At 71.0% G+C, this 16,352-nt stretch carries 14 protein-coding genes and 1 tRNA gene; 2 read left to right on the top strand and 13 right to left on the bottom strand.

Annotated features, from left to right (window positions below; genetic code table 11):
• Positions 1-161: 161 nt before the first annotated feature.
• The 8 genes from rplL to ACVCAG_RS17105 all read right to left on the bottom strand — a co-directional run bounded on the left by rplL (position 162) and on the right by ACVCAG_RS17105 (position 5,167).
• Positions 162-548, bottom strand: coding sequence for a 50S ribosomal protein L7/L12 (gene rplL, locus ACVCAG_RS17140; RefSeq protein ID WP_440070946.1), 387 nt, complete (start codon positions 546-548; stop codon positions 162-164).
• A gap of 84 nt (positions 549-632) precedes the next feature.
• Entirely contained in the window at positions 633-1,157 is a 525-nt protein-coding gene (rplJ, locus tag ACVCAG_RS17135; protein WP_344746617.1) for a 50S ribosomal protein L10, read from the bottom strand.
• A 309-nt stretch (positions 1,158-1,466) separates the two neighbouring features.
• Complete coding sequence (locus ACVCAG_RS17130; protein ID WP_440070945.1) at positions 1,467-2,297, bottom strand: LppX_LprAFG lipoprotein; 831 nt, start codon at positions 2,295-2,297, stop codon at positions 1,467-1,469.
• 144 nt (positions 2,298-2,441) lie between these two features.
• Entirely contained in the window at positions 2,442-3,155 is a 714-nt protein-coding gene (gene rplA, locus ACVCAG_RS17125) for a 50S ribosomal protein L1 (protein ID WP_440082806.1), read from the bottom strand.
• Positions 3,156-3,331: 176 nt separating this feature from the next.
• The gene (gene rplK / locus ACVCAG_RS17120) at positions 3,332-3,763 is read right to left on the bottom strand and encodes a 50S ribosomal protein L11 (RefSeq protein WP_362840357.1); all 432 of its coding nucleotides are present in this window, start codon (positions 3,761-3,763) and stop codon (positions 3,332-3,334) included.
• Between the two features lie 145 nt (positions 3,764-3,908).
• On the bottom strand, positions 3,909-4,697 hold the full coding sequence (gene nusG, locus ACVCAG_RS17115; protein WP_440070944.1) for a transcription termination/antitermination protein NusG: 789 nt from the start codon (positions 4,695-4,697) through the stop codon (positions 3,909-3,911).
• A 73-nt stretch (positions 4,698-4,770) separates the two neighbouring features.
• Positions 4,771-5,019 (bottom strand): preprotein translocase subunit SecE, encoded by a 249-nt coding sequence (gene secE / locus ACVCAG_RS17110; protein WP_329089906.1) that lies wholly within the window; start codon positions 5,017-5,019, stop codon positions 4,771-4,773.
• A gap of 75 nt (positions 5,020-5,094) precedes the next feature.
• Positions 5,095-5,167 (bottom strand) — tRNA-Trp (locus ACVCAG_RS17105).
• A gap of 245 nt (positions 5,168-5,412) precedes the next feature.
• Between ACVCAG_RS17105 and ACVCAG_RS17100 the strand changes: the two genes are divergently transcribed.
• Positions 5,413-6,618, top strand: coding sequence for an aminotransferase class I/II-fold pyridoxal phosphate-dependent enzyme (locus tag ACVCAG_RS17100; RefSeq protein WP_440082805.1), 1,206 nt, complete (start codon positions 5,413-5,415; stop codon positions 6,616-6,618).
• Positions 6,619-6,754: 136 nt separating this feature from the next.
• On the opposite strand, the gene ACVCAG_RS17095 is transcribed toward ACVCAG_RS17100, so the two are convergent.
• Both ACVCAG_RS17095 and ACVCAG_RS17090 read right to left on the bottom strand, forming a co-directional pair.
• Complete coding sequence (locus ACVCAG_RS17095; RefSeq protein WP_440082804.1) at positions 6,755-8,794, bottom strand: NB-ARC domain-containing protein; 2,040 nt, start codon at positions 8,792-8,794, stop codon at positions 6,755-6,757.
• On the bottom strand, positions 8,791-10,908 hold the full coding sequence (locus ACVCAG_RS17090; RefSeq protein ID WP_440082803.1) for an AAA family ATPase: 2,118 nt from the start codon (positions 10,906-10,908) through the stop codon (positions 8,791-8,793). The genes ACVCAG_RS17095 and ACVCAG_RS17090 overlap by 4 nt, the downstream gene beginning before the upstream one ends.
• Positions 10,909-11,351: 443 nt before the next feature.
• Here ACVCAG_RS17090 and ACVCAG_RS17085 point away from each other — a divergent pair, with 443 nt between their 5' ends.
• Positions 11,352-12,371 carry an adenosine deaminase gene (locus ACVCAG_RS17085; protein WP_447190019.1) on the top strand — a complete coding sequence of 340 codons (1,020 nt, stop codon included), beginning with the start codon at positions 11,352-11,354 and terminating at the stop codon, positions 12,369-12,371.
• A gap of 122 nt (positions 12,372-12,493) precedes the next feature.
• Here ACVCAG_RS17085 and ACVCAG_RS17080 read toward each other — a convergent pair whose 3' ends face one another.
• The 3 genes from ACVCAG_RS17080 to ACVCAG_RS17070 all read right to left on the bottom strand — a co-directional run bounded on the left by ACVCAG_RS17080 (position 12,494) and on the right by ACVCAG_RS17070 (position 16,147).
• The gene (locus ACVCAG_RS17080) at positions 12,494-13,381 is read right to left on the bottom strand and encodes a hypothetical protein (protein ID WP_447190018.1); all 888 of its coding nucleotides are present in this window, start codon (positions 13,379-13,381) and stop codon (positions 12,494-12,496) included.
• Positions 13,368-13,940 (bottom strand): sigma-70 family RNA polymerase sigma factor, encoded by a 573-nt coding sequence (locus tag ACVCAG_RS17075; protein ID WP_440082800.1) that lies wholly within the window; start codon positions 13,938-13,940, stop codon positions 13,368-13,370. The genes ACVCAG_RS17080 and ACVCAG_RS17075 overlap by 14 nt, the downstream gene beginning before the upstream one ends.
• A gap of 77 nt (positions 13,941-14,017) precedes the next feature.
• On the bottom strand, positions 14,018-16,147 hold the full coding sequence (locus tag ACVCAG_RS17070) for an ATP-binding protein (RefSeq protein WP_447190017.1): 2,130 nt from the start codon (positions 16,145-16,147) through the stop codon (positions 14,018-14,020).
• Positions 16,148-16,352 lie beyond the last annotated feature (205 nt).

Genomic DNA, 16,352 nt, shown 5'->3' with positions numbered 1-16,352 from the left:
GGATCATAACCCGCCACGCAGATTCACATAACGGCCTTCGCGCACATGCCCCGGGCCATTTCCCCCGCCCCGCTCGACCACGTACGAACCGGCCGGACGCGGAAACACGAAAAGAGCGGGCCACCGGCACCAGGTGGACCCGCTCTTTTCGATGAAACGAACTACTTGACGGTGACCGAAGCGCCGGCGCCCTCAAGGGCGGCCTTGGCCTTCTCGGCCTGCTCCTTGTTGACCTTGCCGTCGAAGACGGACTTGGGAGCGCCGTCAACGAGGTCCTTGGCCTCCTTGAGGCCCAGGCTCGTCAGGGCGCGGATCTCCTTGATGACCTGGATCTTCTTCTCGCCGGCGGCCTCGAGGACGACCTCGAACTCGTCCTGCTCCTCGACCTCTTCGACAGCGGCCGCACCGGGGGCGGCGGCGGCGACGGCGACGGGGGCGGCAGCCTTGACGTCGAAGGTCTCCTCGAAGAGCTTCACGAAGTCGGACAGCTCGAGGAGAGTCATCTCCTTGAAAGCGTCGAGCAGCTCGTCGGTGCTGAGCTTCGCCATGATGGTTCCTCCATACGGATCTGAACTACTAAAGAAAGTTGGGACCGCGGTTTGCGTTAATCCCCTGTGACCGCCTGCGCGGACCTACTCGCCGGCGCCTTCGCGCTTGGCGCGCAGGGCCTCGGCCAGCTGAGCCATGTTGGTGGGCAGCGCGTTGAAGACGGCGGCCGCGTGGCCCTGCTTCGCCTTCAGTGCGCCGGCCAGCTTCGCGAGGAGAACCTCACGCGACTCGAGGTCGGCAAGCTTGCTGATCTCGTCCGGCGTCATCGACCTGCCGTCGACGACACCGCCCTTGATGATCAGGAGGGGATTGGCCTTGGCGAAGTCACGCAGACTCTTGGCAGCCTCGACCACGTCGCCGTTGACGAACGCGATCGCCGACGGACCCGCGAGCAGGTCGTTGAGCTGGTTGAACCCGGCCTCGGTGGCCGCGATCTTGGTCAGCGTGTTCTTCACCACGGCGAACTTCGCATTCTCACCGAGGGAAACGCGCAGCTGCTTGAGCTGAGCGACGGTGAGACCGCGGTATTCGGTCAGAACGGCAGCATTGGAGCCGTCGAAGCTGCTCTTCAGCTCAGCGACAGCCGTTGCCTTTTCTGCCTTCGCCATGGGCCTCCTTCCAGATGTGCCGCCGGGGCAAAGGGCCCAGAGAAGCGAACAAGCCCCGGCGCAGGCGCACGGGGCTCACATGAGGAGGTTAGTCCAGATGAAAACTCACATCACAACCTACGCGGGCCGTCCACTGACGTGGATCCTTAAGTCGTCAGGCCATGCGGCTTGACGACGACCGGCGGTCTTCGGCGTTGACAGCTTACGTCCTCCCGTCCCGAATGCCAACTCGGCGTCCCCCGACGGAGACCCACGGAAAAGGCTCGCGCCCCCGGCCGGTGGGCCGGGGGCGCGAGCCTGGGGGAAACGTCAGTTTCCGCCGCGGTGCTCGGGCAGGTCGCCCACCTGGTCGGCGGGCGGGGCGGTGATCTCCACGGGCTCGTTGAAGCCCTTGAAGAGTGCCGTCAGGTTGAACGTCGCGTCCTTCTCGGAGCCGCTGAGCGTCACCTTACGGGGCAGGCTCTGGGCGTCGGCCCAGAGGTCGAACTTCACGTTCTTGGCCTGCGAGAGCTGCTCCTGGAGCTTCTCACGCTTGGCCGGGTCGATCAGCTGGGCGGCCTCGGCGACCGGGAAGGTGCCGCTGTAGTGCGTCGTGTCGACCCCGCCGACCGTCTCGGTGCCGACCGCCTTGACGTCCTTCGACGCGGTCAGCAGCTTGACGGTGCCCGCCAGGTCGAACTGCTGGGCCTGGTCCATGAACTTCCTGATCTCGGACTGCCCCTTGGCGTCGAGCTCGCTGAGCGACACCTTGGTCCACGGCTTGGTGGTGCCGGCGAACCTGTTGATGAGCTCGGACTTCACGTAGACCGTGTCGCCCGACAGGATGGCCCGCGCCCCACCGGGCACGTTCTGCCCGCCGAAGGTGATCGTGTCGAGCCTGATGTCCGTGGCCAGCTGAGGCTTGCTTTGGTAGAGCATGCTGCCCTGGACCTTGCCCGCGCCCTTCTCGCCGCCGCTGGCGTCGAGAACCACGTCCGCGGAGTAGGAGGTGACCTCCTGGGCCTTCTGTGCGCTCTGCTGCACCGCGTCCGCCGCGGCGAGTTTGATGTTTCCGAGGGAGCTGGTGCCCTGCGCACCGCATCCCGCGACCGCGACGAGCGCGGCCGCTCCCAGTGCAAGTGCGGGAGCCAATCGGCGCATTTCGTCTTCCACCCTTTCGTTCCCCCGATGATCCTGATAAAGACACTACGCGTCGACAAAGCCTGGCGCGTCGTCCGGGAGAACGAAGAAAGGCCTCAACCGAATGGCCATTCGGTTGAGGCCTTCCGCGGAAGACGTCTGGTATCAGGCGTCGAGCTCGGCGGTCAGCGCCCGCGTCTGGTTGGGGTCGACCTGGATGCCGGGGCCCATGGACGTGGAGAAGACGACCTTCTTGACGTAGCGTCCCTTGGCCGCGGACGGCTTGAGACGCAGCACCTCGTCGAGGGCGGCGGCGTAGTTCTCGATGAGCTGGCGCTCGCCGAAGGACACCTTGCCGATGATGAAGTGCAGGTTCGCGTGCCGGTCGACACGGAACTCGATCTTGCCGCCCTTGATGTCGGTGACGGCCTTGCCGACGGCCGGGGTCACGGTGCCGGTCTTGGGGTTCGGCATCAGGCCACGGGGGCCGAGCACGCGGCCCAGACGGCCGACCTTGCCCATGAGGTCCGGGGTGGCGACGACGGCGTCGAAGTCGAGGCGGCCCTTGGCGACCTCGTCGATCAGCTCGTCGGCACCGACGATGTCGGCACCCGCGGCGCGAGCCTCCTCGGCACGGTCACCGGTCGCGAAGACCAGGACCCGGGCGGTCTTGCCGGTGCCGTGCGGGAGGTTGACGGTGCCACGGACCATCTGGTCGGCCTTGCGGGGGTCGACACCCAGCCGCAGGGCCACCTCGACGGTGGCGTCGAACTTGGCGACGCTGGTGTCCTTGGCCAGCTTGGCCGCCTGGGCCGGGCTGTACAGGGTCTCGCGGTCGACCTGCGCCGCCGCGTCGCGGTATCCCTTGCTGCGCTTCATGTGATCACTCCTGTGGATCCGAGTGTTCGTGGTGCGGGCCAGCGCCTGGCCCCTCCACTTACTTCGATGTCTGATGGTCGGCGCGATCGAGATCGCGCTCGCCGCCGGTCCCCGCCGGTCTCGCGGATGCGGTTCGCCGCCGCGAGGTCACCGCCGATTCCGTACGGCGGATGGTGCTAGTCGACGATCGTGATGCCCATCGACCGGGCGGTGCCGGCGATGATCTTCTCGGCCGCCGCGACGTCGTTGGCGTTGAGGTCCTGCATCTTGGTCTCGGCGATCTGGCGCAGCTGCTCCTTGGTGAGCTTGCCCACCTTGTCCTTCTGCGGGACGGCCGAACCCTTGGCCACACCGGCGGCCTTCTTGATCAGCTCAGGCGCCGGGGGCGTCTTCGTGACGAAGGTGAAGGTGCGGTCCTCGTAGATGGTGATCTCAACGGGGATGATGTTGCCGCGCTGGGCCTCGGTGGCAGCGTTGTACTGCTTCACGAAGTCCATGATGTTGACGCCGTGCGGACCGAGGGCGGTACCGACCGGCGGCGCGGGCGTGGCCTGGCCGGCGGGGAGCTGGACCTTGACCAGCGCGGCGAACTTCTTCTTAGGAGGCATGCTTCTCTCCGGGTCCTTGCTTCTCTGAACGATGTTCCAGATCCCGCGACCGCGGGGCTCACGGCAAGTGCGCATTGGCCAGTGCCGCGAACGTGGAACCATCCCCGCGACCGCGGGGCAGACTGATGAAGTCTACGCGACCGGTTTAGATTTTCGAGACCTGGTTGAACGAGAGCTCGACCGGGGTCTCGCGACCGAAGATCGACACGAGCACCTTGAGCTTCTGCGACTCGGCGCTGATCTCGCTGACCGTGGCGGGCAGCGTGGCGAACGGGCCGTCCATGACGGTGACGGACTCGCCGACCTCGAAGTCGACCGTCGCGGCGGAGGCCTTCGCGGTGGACTTCTTGACCTCTTCCGAGGGCTCCGGTGCGAGCAGCTTGGCGACCTCTTCGAGGCTCAGCGGGCTCGGCTTGTTGGAAAGGCCCACGAAACCGGTCACACCGGGCGTGTTACGCACCGCGGACCAGGACTCGTCGGTGAGCTCCATCCGGACCAGCACGTAGCCGGGCAGCACCCGCTCCTTGACCAGCTGGCGCTTGCCGCTCTTGATCTCGGTCACGTGGTGGGTGGGCACCTCGACCTGGAAGATGTAGTCCTCCATGTTGAGGGACTGCGTGCGGGTCTCGATGTTCGACTTCACCCGGTTCTCGTAGCCGGCGTAGGAGTGGATGACGTACCACTCGCCGAACAGGCTCCGCAGGTGCCGCTTGAACTCCTCGACCGGGTCGACGTCGGGAAGGACGTCACCGTCCTCGTCGACGGCGCCGGCCGGGGCCTGCTCGGCCTCGGTTTCGGCGTCGGCGTCGGTCTCGGCGTCGACGTCCTGCCCGTCGGACTCGTCAAACGAATCCTCGGTGACGTCGACGGCCTTCTCCAGCTCGTCCTCGCGCTCTTCGCGGGGCTCGCCGGCCGACTGTGCAGACTCGGACACGGTGCTCTTTCTCTTTTCGTCGATGGCTGATGGACTCGTCCGCGGGGCTGTCTCGCCCGCTGGAGACCGCGGCTCAGGCTCCGCCGAAGATTCTCAGCACGCCCTCGGTGAACAGCGCGTCCAAAGCCGACACGATCCCGACCATGATCAGAACGAAGACCAGGACGATGATGGTGTACGAAATGAGGTCCTTGCGCGTAGGCCAGATGACCTTACGCAGCTCGGCGACTACCTGACGGTAGAAAAGGGCGGGAGAAGTGCGCTTAGTCTTCTTCTCACCGCTCGGCTTGTCTGCGGTTTCGCCGCGCGTGTCGATCGCCACAGTCCTCACCTGAATCCATCGAGTCCAACGCACATAAGCGGCGCGCTGGACGCCTGATGCGCGGACCGCTCCTAGCAGGGCACGAGGGACTCGAACCCCCAACCGCCGGTTTTGGAGACCGGTGCGCTACCAATTGCGCTAGTGCCCTAAGACATGAACCACCATACATCGGTTGGACCGAAGTTTGTCCGTGGCTCACGGTCTTGACCGCCGGTTCACGCATGCGGCGGAAAGACCATGCCGGAGTCTACGTGTGAATGGCCACCGCGTCGAACCGACAGGCGATCGCCCAGGTCAGAGACCTTTCCCGGTGCTCGTACCGCTTGCGGGGAGGAGCGTCCGCATGGTGGATATGCGGCGGAAACATCGGCACAGGTCTGTAACCATGGAGGTATGACCCGTCCTCGCATCTCAGCGCGCATCTCCGCGATCTCCGAGTCCGCCACGCTCGCCGTGGACGCCAAGGCCAAGGCGATGAAGGCGGCGGGCCGCCCGGTCATCGGCTTCGGCGCCGGTGAGCCGGACTTCGCGACTCCCGGCTACATCGTCGAGGCGGCCGTCGAGGCGTGCCGGAACCCCCGGTTCCACAAGTACACCCCGGCCGGCGGCCTTCCCGAGCTGAAGCAGGCCGTCGCCGACAAGACGCTCCGCGACTCCGGCTACCGGGTGGAGGCGGCCCAGGTCTTGATCACCAACGGCGGCAAGCAGGCCGTCTACGAGGCGTTCGCCACGCTGCTCGACCCGGGCGACGAGGTCCTGGTCGTCGCCCCGTACTGGACGACCTACCCCGAGGCGATCAAGCTCGCCGGCGGCGTCCAGGTCGACGTGGTGACCGACGAGACCACCGGCTACCTGGCGGGCGTGGAGCAGCTGGAGGCGGCGCGCACCGACCGCACCAAGGTCCTCCTCTTCGTCTCGCCGTCCAACCCGACCGGCGCGGTGTACACCCCCGAGCAGGTCGCGGAGATCGGCCGCTGGGCCGTCGAGCACGACCTGTGGGTCGTCACGGACGAGATCTACGAGCACCTCACGTACGGCGACGCCACGTTCGCGAGCATCGCCACCGTGGTCCCCGAGCTGGGTGACAAGGTCGTGGTCCTGAACGGCGTCGCCAAGACCTACGCGATGACCGGCTGGCGGGTGGGCTGGCTGATCGGCCCCAAGGACGTCGTCAAGGCCGCGTCCAACCTGCAGTCGCACGCCACCTCCAACGTCTCCAACGTCGCCCAGGCCGCCGCGCTGGCCGCCGTCACCGGCGACCTGTCGGCCGTGGCGGAGATGCGCGGCGCCTTCGACCGGCGCCGCCGGACCATGGTCCGGATGCTCAACGAGATCCCGGGCGTGCTCTGCCCCGAGCCGCTGGGCGCGTTCTACGCCTACCCGTCGGTCAAGGCGCTGCTGGGCAAGGAGTTCGGCGGCAGGCGCCCGGCGACCTCCGCCGAGCTGGCCGAGATCATCCTGGAGGAGGCCGAGGTGGCGGTCGTCCCCGGTGAGGCCTTCGGCACCCCGGGCTACTTCCGCCTGTCCTACGCGCTCGGCGACGACGACCTCACCGAGGGCGTGAGCCGCCTCGCCAAGTTCCTCGGCCAGGCCGGCTGAGCACGACGGCTCCCCGGCCGGCCGGGCACGACCTCCGTACGCGCCGGGCGGGCTCGGCCTCCCGGGGCGTGGGCCGCGGCGCCCCTCGAAGCGGTCACACTCTCGCGGGGCGTAGGTCACGGCGCCCTCGATGCGGTCAGTCCCGCAGGGCGTAGGTCACGGCGCCCTCGAAGTGGGAGGCCGCGCCCTCGTTGAAGGCCCGCGCGTAGGCGACCTCGCCGATCAGGCACACCGCGCGGGCCCCGACGGCCTCGCGGAGCGCGGTCAGGATGTCGGCCTCGGCGGCGGGCGGCCCGAAGGTGGTCCAGATGCGCTGCGCGGCTCCCAGGAGCCAGGCCGCGCGGTGGCCGTCCTCCGCGGCGGCGGCGATCCTGGCGAGCTGGTCGATGGCGAGGACGCTGCCGACCGTGTCCCTCAGCCGCCATTTGACCTCCAGCGCCGCCCTGGCCGCCGCGGAGGCCTCCGCGATGTCTCCCCGGCCGAAGAGGGCCAGGGAGAGGACGTAGTCGTCCATGGCGCGCTGTGACAGCTCCCCTCGTACCTCGTGGCGGGAGCGCGCCTCGCGCAGGATCCTCACCGCCTCGTCGAAGTCGCCGCCGAACGTGGCGGTCATCGCGAGGAAGGAGGGCAGGAAGAGCATCCCCGGCGAGGTGGGGTCCAGCCCGGCGGCCACGCGCAGCGCGTACGCCCGCGCGCTCTCCAGGTCCAGGTCACCGGTGAACAGGCGGGCCTCGGCGAGGGCGAGGAGGGCGTGTGCCTCGGCGTCGGCGTCACCGTGCCGCCGGGCGCTCTCGAGGCCCTCCTCGGCCCTGTCGCGTGCCAGGGACATGTCTCCCCGGATGAGCGCGAGATGGGCGGCGACCCAGAGCGGCCTGGACCTGGCCCGGTCGGTGACGGGGGCGGCTGCCAGGGCGCGGTCGAGATAGTGGCGGCCCTCGCGGACGAGCCCCAGATGGCACCAGAGCACCCACAGGGCCCCGGCCAGCTCCAGGGCGCCGTGGTGGTCGCCCGTGGCGAGGCAGCGGTCGAGGGCCGCGCGGATGTTGGGCAGTTCCCCGCGCGCCCAGCAGGCCCATTCGAGCTGGTGCGGGCCGTACCATTCGGTGCCCATGCGCCGGGCGGTGGACAGGTAGTGGTCGCGGTACCTGCGGGCCATCAGGCCGCTCTCGCCCAGCTCGGCGAGCCAGCCCCGCCCGTAGTCCCTGATGGTGTCGAGCAGGCGGTACCGGTCCCCCACGCGGGCGACGACGGATTTGGCCGCGAGCGTGGCGAGGACTCCGGGGACGTCGGGCAGGCGCTCGTCCTCGCACACGCCGCGCGCCGCCTCCGTGCCGAAGGCGGCGGGGAAGACCGACAGGCGGGCCCAGAGCAGGCGTTCGGCGGGCGTGCACAGCTCGTGGCTCCAGCCTGCGGCGGTGCGGAGGGTGTGGTGGCGGACGGGGAGCCCCTCACCGTCGGCCAGCAGCTTGAAATGGATGTCGAGCTGGTCGGCGAGCTGGGTCGCCGACAGGCCGCGCATGTGGCTGGCGGCCAGCTCGATGGCGAGCGGCATGCCGTCGAGCCGGCGGCAGAGCCTGGCGACGGCCATCATGGCCCGCTCGTCCGTGCGCAGCCCGGGGGCCACGGCCCTGGCGCGGTCGAGGAAGAGGCTCGGCGCGTCGTGGTCGGCGAGGTCGGCGGCCTCGGGCGGGGGGACGGGGAAGGGCTCGACGACCATGACGACCTCCAGCGGCAGGCCGAGCTCCTGGCGGCTGGTCACGATGATCTGGACGTCGGGCGCGCCGGTCAGGACGGCGACGACCATGGCCGCACAGGACTCGATCAGGTGTTCGCAGGTGTCGAGGACGATGAGGAGACGCCGGTCGGCGAGATACTCGATGAGGGACTCCAGGGCGGGGCGTTCGGCCTGGGTGTGCAGGCCGAACACTCCGGCGACGCCGTGGATGAGCAGGCCGCCGTCGCTCTCCGCGGAGAGCTCGGCCACCCAGACGCCGTCGGGGTAGTCGTCTCGGACGTTCCGCGCGGCCCGCAGGGCCAGCCTCGTCTTGCCGACGCCCCCGGGGCCGCGCAGGGTGAGCAGGCGCGTCCGGGTGAGGAGTTTCGCGATCTCGTCGAGTTCGGTGGCGCGGCCGACGAAGCTGTTCATCTCGGCCGGCAGGTTGCCGCAACGCGTCAAGAAAGTTCTCCCTGGAGTGCGTGTTCCACGGCTTCGCGCAGGCTGATCGAACCTCCCCACGCCTCCAGCCGGTCGAACTCCGCCCTGCCCAGGCGCCCGCGCAGCCTCAGCTCGGCCGCGCGGATCCGGCTCGCGATCATGGGCGAGCGGCTGGGCGGGACACCGGCGCTCTTCCACGCGGCGTCTGACGCCCCGAACATGGCGGCGGCGAAGGTGTCGTCGGCGCACGCCTCGGCGATCACGACGAACACCTCCAGCGCCTCCATGAGGGAGATGCTGTCGCCGAACAGGCGGGCCCCGCGCAGGGAGGCGCAGGCGAACTCGACGGCCGAGGCGGTGTTGCCGAGGGCGTGCTCGGCCTGGGCCAGGAGGAGGTCGAGGCGGATGAGCGTCCAGTAGTCGCCGCAGGACTCGCAGAGCTCGCGTCCCTCGCGCAGGACGGCGACGGCCTGGTCGTGGTGTTCGGCGAGCATCATGGCGGTGGCGACCACGGTGTAGGTGGGCAGGAAGCCGGGGAAGACGTTGCCGGTGGAGCGGTGGCGCACCCGGGCGTGCTTGATGAGCCGCAGGGCCTCGACCACGTCGCCCCTGACGACGGCCAGGTGGGCCTGGAACTGGCTGACGTAGGCCGTGGCGTAGCCGTCGGCGTCCTCGGCGGCGCATTCGGTGAGGATGCGCTCGGCGCGTTCGAGGTCGCCGCGCTGGATCGAGACCCAGGCGTGCACCCAGAGGGCCTTGACCCGCTCGGGGCTGGGGGTGTGGTCGAGATCGAGGCCGCGCTGGAGGAGGTCGTCGCCGGGTGCCTGCATGCCGCAGCACGCCCACAGGAACCACAGGTTGCCGACCAGGTCGAGGCCCTTGCGGTACTCCGGCGGCCGGGAGTAGCAGTATTCGATGGCGCCGCGCATGTTGCCGCATTCGAGGACCAGCCTGCGGTACCACTCCAGCTGGCGGCCCTGCCAGCTCATCTCGGCGCGGGCGGACAGCGCGAGGAAGTGGTCGCGGTGGCGGCGCTGGGTCTCGTCGGTCTCGCCGAGCCGCTCCAGCCAGACCACGCCGAACTCGCGGACGGTGTTGAGCAGGCGGTAGCGGACCCCGCCCTCGCCCTCCTCGCGGACGAGGACGGACTTGTCGAGCAGGCCGAGCAGCCCGTCGAGGACGTCCTTGACGGCGAGGGCGCCGCCGGCGCAGACCTCCTCGGCGGCCTCGATGTCGAAGGTGCCGGCGAAGACCGAGGCCCGCGCCCACAGGAGGCGCTCCTGCGGGGTGCAGAGCTCGTGGCTCCAGCCGAGGGCGACGCGCATGGAGCTGTGCCGCCGGGGAGCGGCGGCCCGCCCGCGCGGGGTGGCGCCGGCCCTCTCGGCGTGGATCTCGCGCTCGGCCGCGGGCGTCGTACGGCCTTCGAGGGCCGCGGCGATCTCGTCGGGGGAGGTCACGTGGCCGTCGAAGGCGGCGAGCCCGGCGGTGGAGATCGGGCGGCCGTCGAGAGTGGCGGCGAGCCCGTCGAGGGTGCCGGGGCCGCCGGGGATGCCGTCGGCCACGGCGAGCCGGATCGCCAGCGGCAGGTTGTCGAGGCGCCGGCAGAGCTCGGCCGGATCGGTGCCGCCGAGCCGGTCACCGGCGAGGGCGGTGATCAGATGGACGGCGTCGGCGTCGGGCAGGCCGCCGACCGGGTAGAGGTGCTCGCCGGGCAGGCCCAGCCGCTGCCTGCTGGTGGTCAGGACGCGCAGTCCCTCGACCGAGCGGAGCAGCAGGCCGACCAGGATGCCCGCGGTGCCGACGACGCGGTCGCAGGTGTCGAGGACGAGCAGGGTCCGGCGCGCGAGGAACTCGTCGACCAGGGCCCGCAGCGCGGGGACGCCGGGCTCGCGGTGGGTGCCGATCGCGCCGGCGAGCGTCTCGGCCAGGGAGTCGAGGTCGGCGGGGGCCTCCGACAGCTCCACGACGTGGACGCCGCCGGGGAACGCGGGTTCGAGGGTGCGGGCCAGCCGCAGGGCGAGACAGGTCTTCCCGACCCCCGCGGGGCCGGTCAGCGTGACGTGCCGGACCCTTTCGAGCAGCGCGGATACGTCGGCGAGTTCCGTTTCCCTGCCGACGAAGACGTCCGCTTCCATGGCAGCCCCAGCGTCCTGACAACGTGTGCCTCCACGGTCGCACGGAGACGTGGTCCGCTGAAAGCCCGTTTCCTAAATTTCCTCGATATAACAGGGGATCGGATATGGATGGGTGTGCCCTGAACCCGGTAACCCCCGCCCGAAATAACACCTTAAAACCTATAAATAGGCAATTGGGAAAGCAGCGCGAAACACCGGGGAGGATGGGCGGGGGCCTGCGCGTTCCCGGCCAGGTCCCCGGCGCCGTGCGGTGACGCGCACGGACCGGGATCGCAGCGACGCCGTACCCCGTACGGCAGGAAACCCGTCAAGGCCGCCCCGTCTCCTTCCGCCGCCGGCAAGGCCCCTCCAGCCCTCCCCGGCACGCGAACGGATCGTCAGGTCGAGGCCAAAAACCGCGGGGCCCTCGATCGGGGCCGCCCGGGGTACGGCACCATATTGAAATGCCACGTCCCCTCAGCGAACTGCCCAAGGCGCACCTGCACCTGCACTTCACCGGCTCCATGAGGCACTCGACCCTCGTCGAGCTCGCCCGCGAGCACGGGTTACACCTTCCCGACGCGCTCGAGGAGGACTGGCCGCCCCGGCTGCGCGCGACCGACGAGCGGGGCTGGTTCCGCTTCCAGCGGCTGTACGACATCGCGCGCTCGGTCCTGCAGCGGGAGAGCGACGTCTACCGGCTGCTGCGCGAGGCCGCCGAGGACGAGGCCGCCGAGGGATCGCGCTGGCTGGAGATCCAGATCGACCCCTCCGGGTACGCGTCGAGATTCGGCGGGCTCACCTCGGCCATGGAGCTGATGCTCGACGCGACGCGCAGGGCCGCGGACCACGCGGGGATAGGGATCGCCGTCGTGGTGGCCGCCAACCGCACCCGCCACCCCCTCGACGCCAAGACGCTCGCCCGCCTCGCCACGCACTACATGGACCAGGGCGTGGTCGGGTTCGGGCTCTCCAACGACGAGCGGCGCGGACGGGCCCGCGACTTCGACGGGGCCTTCCGGCTGGCCAAGCGCGCCGGCCTGCTGGCGGTGCCGCACGGCGGGGAACTGCTGGGCGCGGCCAGCGTGGCCGAGTGCGTCGACGTGCTGGACGCCGACCGTGTCGGGCACGGGGTGCGGGCGGCCGAGTCGCCCAGGCTCATGGAGCGCCTCGCGGCCCGGGGGATCACCTGCGAGGTCTGCCCGACGTCCAACGTCGGTCTCGGGGTGGCCGAGCGCGCCGAGGACGTGCCGCTGCGGCGCCTGTTCGAGGCGGGGGTGCCGATCGCGCTGGGCGCCGACGACCCGCTGCTGTTCGGCGCCAGGCTGCTGCCCCAGTACGAGCTCGCCAGGCAGGTGTACGGCTTCTCCGACCTGGAGCTGGCCGAGCTGGCCCGCCAGTCGGTACGGGCGTCGGCGGCTCCGGACGACGTGCGCGAGAAGCTTCTCCAGGAGATCGACGACTGGCTGGCGCCGGAGGGCTGAGCGGGCGGTCCCCGGCTCCGACGCGCCACACGGCCCCCGGCCGCCGACGCGTCCGGCCGGCGGATCCGAGCGGGCGATCTCCAGCCGGTCGGCCGGTCGGCCGCCAACGCGCCGGGCCGGCGTCAGCGGACCGAACGGGCGATCTCCAGGGCGCGGCCGAGCTCCCCGACGCCCTCCAGGCGCAGGCCGACCCGTCCCCGCTGCCAGATGAGGGTGGGCCCGGCCGGGCGAGGACGGACCGCGGCCTGACCACCGCTCCTGGGCAGGTAGGTGAGGCCGTGGTGGACCGGGATCCACTGCGCCTGCGAGGCGCCCACGCCGGTCTCCTGCGGCCAGGGCGGGCCGAGCTCCTTGCGGAAGACGAGATGGAGGGTGCCGTCGTACTCGTCCAGTCTCAGACCGGGCCAGAACAGCGACACCACCCTGCCGCCGTCGCTCACCCTGACCTCTGTGGGAGCGCCGAGCGCGGCCGGGAGGGAGATCGGGAACGCCACCTGTTCCCGGGCCCGCTCCAGGGTGACCCGCCGCTCGCCGGGCAGCGGCTGGGGCACCCCCGAGGGCAGCGGCCCCGGGCCGCCGGTCCTGAACTCGACCCCCGCGAAGCGCAGGATCTCCGCGACCGCCGCCCTTCCCGCGGGCGTCGCCCCCAGCAGCAGGGCGACGAGGATCGCGGCGGCGGCGACCGCCGCCCGCCGGCGCGCCCGGCCGCCGTCCCGCAGCGCCTCCCACCCGCGCCGGAGGGCGCCGGGAGCGCCGGGGGCCGCGGGCGCCTCGGGGACACGCGTCCCGGGAGCGGCGGTTCCAGGGGCCGTCGCCGGTGTCTCTGGGACGGGTGCGTCAGGGGCCGGAGTCTCGGTAACCGGTGTCTCAGGGGCCGGCGTCTCGGAGGCGAGGGGTGATTGGAGGCGGGCCCGTACGGCCCGCGCGACGTCGGCGGGGGGCGGGGACGGGACGTCGAGGGACCGGCCGAGAGCGAGGAGCCGGGCTTCGAGGTCGTCAGGTGAGGTCACGGGCCACCTCCTCGCGCAGACGGGCCAGGCCGCGGGAGGTCCGCGACTTGACGGTACCGACGGGAAGGTCGAGCACCTGGGCGGTCTCGGCCTCCGACAGCTGTAGGAAGTACCGGCAGACCACGGTCTCGCGTTCCCGTTCGGGCAGCGTACGCACCGCGTCGAGGAGCCGCGCCCTCCGGTCGGTCGCCACCGCCGCCTCCTCGGGCCCCTCGCCCGGCTCGGGAACGGCGTCCGTGAGCCGCGCGGCCAGCCTGTCGCGGCGTCCGCGGGAGCGGGTCAGGTTGTGCGTCTCGTTGGCCACGATCCGCAGCAGCCAGGGGCGGAAGTGCGCGTCCCTGCGAAAGGAGGCCAGATGGCGGTGTGCCTTGACGAACGCCTCCTGGACCACGTCCTCGGCTTCGTCGGCGGCCCCGAGCATGGCCGCGGTGCGGTGCGCGATCGCGCTGTAGCGGGTGACCAGCACCTCGTAGGCGTCCAGATCACCGGCCAGCGATCGGGTGATCGCCTCGTCGTCGTCCGTCGGGGGCTCCTTCGCGGATGTCGTGAGAGATTCCACCGCATACGAGCCGTTTGCGGAAGTCCCTGTCCGCGGGCGCGCGGAATCGCCCGCCGGGGGCGGGGCGGCTTCGGCGGTCAGTGGAGGGCATAGGCGACCGCCGCGTCCGGGTCGGCCTCGTAGCCCTCGGCGAAGACCGCGTCATAGGTCTCGTCGCCGAGCAGCTGCCTGGCCGTCCGCTCGGCGACGGTCCTCGGCTCGGACATGCCCTCCGAGCCGAAGCCCGTGAGCCCGAAGGTGGCCCACAGCCGTACCCCCGCCCCCTGGAGCCTGGCCGTGCGCCGGCCGTCGCCCTCGACCGCGGCGATCACCGCGAGCTGGTCGACCGCGAGCGCCACCCCGGTGGCGTCGCGCAGGCGCCACTTGACGTCGAGCGACTGGCGGGCGGCCTCCGCCGCCTCGGCCACCCTGCCGAGGCCCAGCTGGGCGATGGACAGGACGTAGTCGCCGCAGGCGCGGGCCCAGCGCTCGCCGCGCGCGTCACAGAGTCGCTGCACCTCCTTGAGCACCGAGACCGCCCTGTCGAACTCGCCGCGCCAGGTGACCGCCATCGCCGCGGTCACCAGGGCGAGGGGTTCGCTGACGGTGGCGGCCTCGGCCCGGCGGAAGTACTCGCGGACGAGCTCGACGCGGGGTTCGACGTCCTCCAGGGCTCCGGAGCACAGGGAGCCGCTGGCCAGCCGGAGCTGGGCGTGCCCGGCCGCCGCGTAGTCGCCCCAGTCGAGGGCCGCCGACAGCGCCGCCTCCGCCCGGCGGCGGCCCAGTTCCAGCTCTCCCCTGGCGATGGCCACGCAGCCGTCGGCCCACAGGAGCCGGGGCAGCCCGGGATCGGTGACGGGAGCCGCCTCGATCGCCCGCGTCATGTGGTAGCGGCCCTCGTTCAGCCGGCCCAGGCAGAACCAGAGGATCCAGAGCGTCCCGGCGAGCTCGACGGACGTCGGGGAGGCGGGGTCGAGGGCGAGGCGGAGGTCGGTCATGGAGAAGGCGAGCCTGGCGGCCCACTCCTCCTGCCCGGGGCCGTACCAGTCGGCCTCGGCCCTGCGCGCCAGGTCGAGGTGGTGGTAGCGGTGCCGCTGCACCAGCCGGTCCTCCTCGCCGAGCAGGGCGAGCCGCTCCCTGCCGTACTCCCTGACCGTGGCGGGCAGCCGGTAGCCGCCGGGCACGCGGACGAGGAGGAACCTCTCCGCCAGGCTCGCCAGCAGGTCCGGTACGTCGTCCAGGTGCTCGTCGCCGCACACCCACTCGGCGGCGGCCGTGTCGAAGCCTCCCGCGAAGACCGAGAGCCTGGCCCAGAGCAGGCGTTCCCGCGGGGCGCACAGCTCGTGGCTCCAGCCGATCGCGGCGCGCGCGATCCGGTGGCGGGGGATCCGCGCCCGGCCGTGGAGGACCTCGAAGTGGTCGTCCAGGTGATCGGCGAGCCGCTCCACCGGCAGGGATCCCAGCCATCCGGCGGCCAGCTCGACGGCGAGCGGTACGCCGTCCAGCCTCCGGCAGATCCTGGCCGCGGCCACCGTACCGGCCCGGGTCGTCTCCAGGCCGGGCGCCACGATCCCGGCCCGGTCGAGGAAGAGGCGAAGCGCGTCGTTCTCCTCCGGCTCCTCCGGCTCCTCCGGGGGTTCCTTCTCCGGCTCCGACCTCTCCGGCGTCCTCTCCGCCCTCGGGTCCTCCGGCGCCGTGCCTTCCGTCCATCGGGCGGCCGCCCCCGGGCCGGGTGCCGCGAAGGGCTCGACGGGGAGCAGCGCCTCCTGCGGCAGTCCGAGCGGCCGGCGGGAGGTCGCGATGATCCGTACGCCGGGTGCCGCCGCCAGGATCTCCGTGACGAGGTCGCGGCAGGCCGGCAGGAGGTGCTCGCAGGCGTCGAGGATCAGCAGGAGTCTCCTGCCCGCGAGGAACTCGACGAGCGTCCCGGTCTGCGACCGCGCGGACCGCTCCGGGAGGCCGAGGACGGCCGCGACCGTATGGGCGAGCAGATCGCCGTTGCGCTCGCCGGAGAGCTCCACCAGCCAGGTGCCGTCGGGGTGGTGCTCCTGCCGCTCCCGCGCGGCCCTGACCGCGATCCGCGACTTGCCGATGCCCCCGACACCGGTGACCGTGGTCAGCGGCGTACCGGCCAGGAGCTCCAGCAGCCGCCGCACCTCGCTTTCCCTGCCGATGAAGCCATTCGTCTCCGCGGGCAGGTTCCCGCGCCACCATTGGATCTGTTCCATCGATTCGCGCTCCTTTTTCCACTCACCGGGAATCGCACCGTTTTCAAATCACGAACCGGTCGGCCCGCCATTTCCCAGAGGGGTTTCCTTGTCCCCCGGTGCAAATCTCCCCGCCGGGTCGAGGCCGAACTTCCTCCGTACGGCGTGAACCGTGGAAATGCTGGTGCTTTATGGCTGATTCGGCGGAGCCGGTAATCGGGGTGGA

The organism is Streptosporangium sp. G12, from assembly GCF_052983175.1.
Note: the sequence above shows the minus strand (reverse complement) of the source record. Positions and strands in the feature narration are given on the sequence as shown.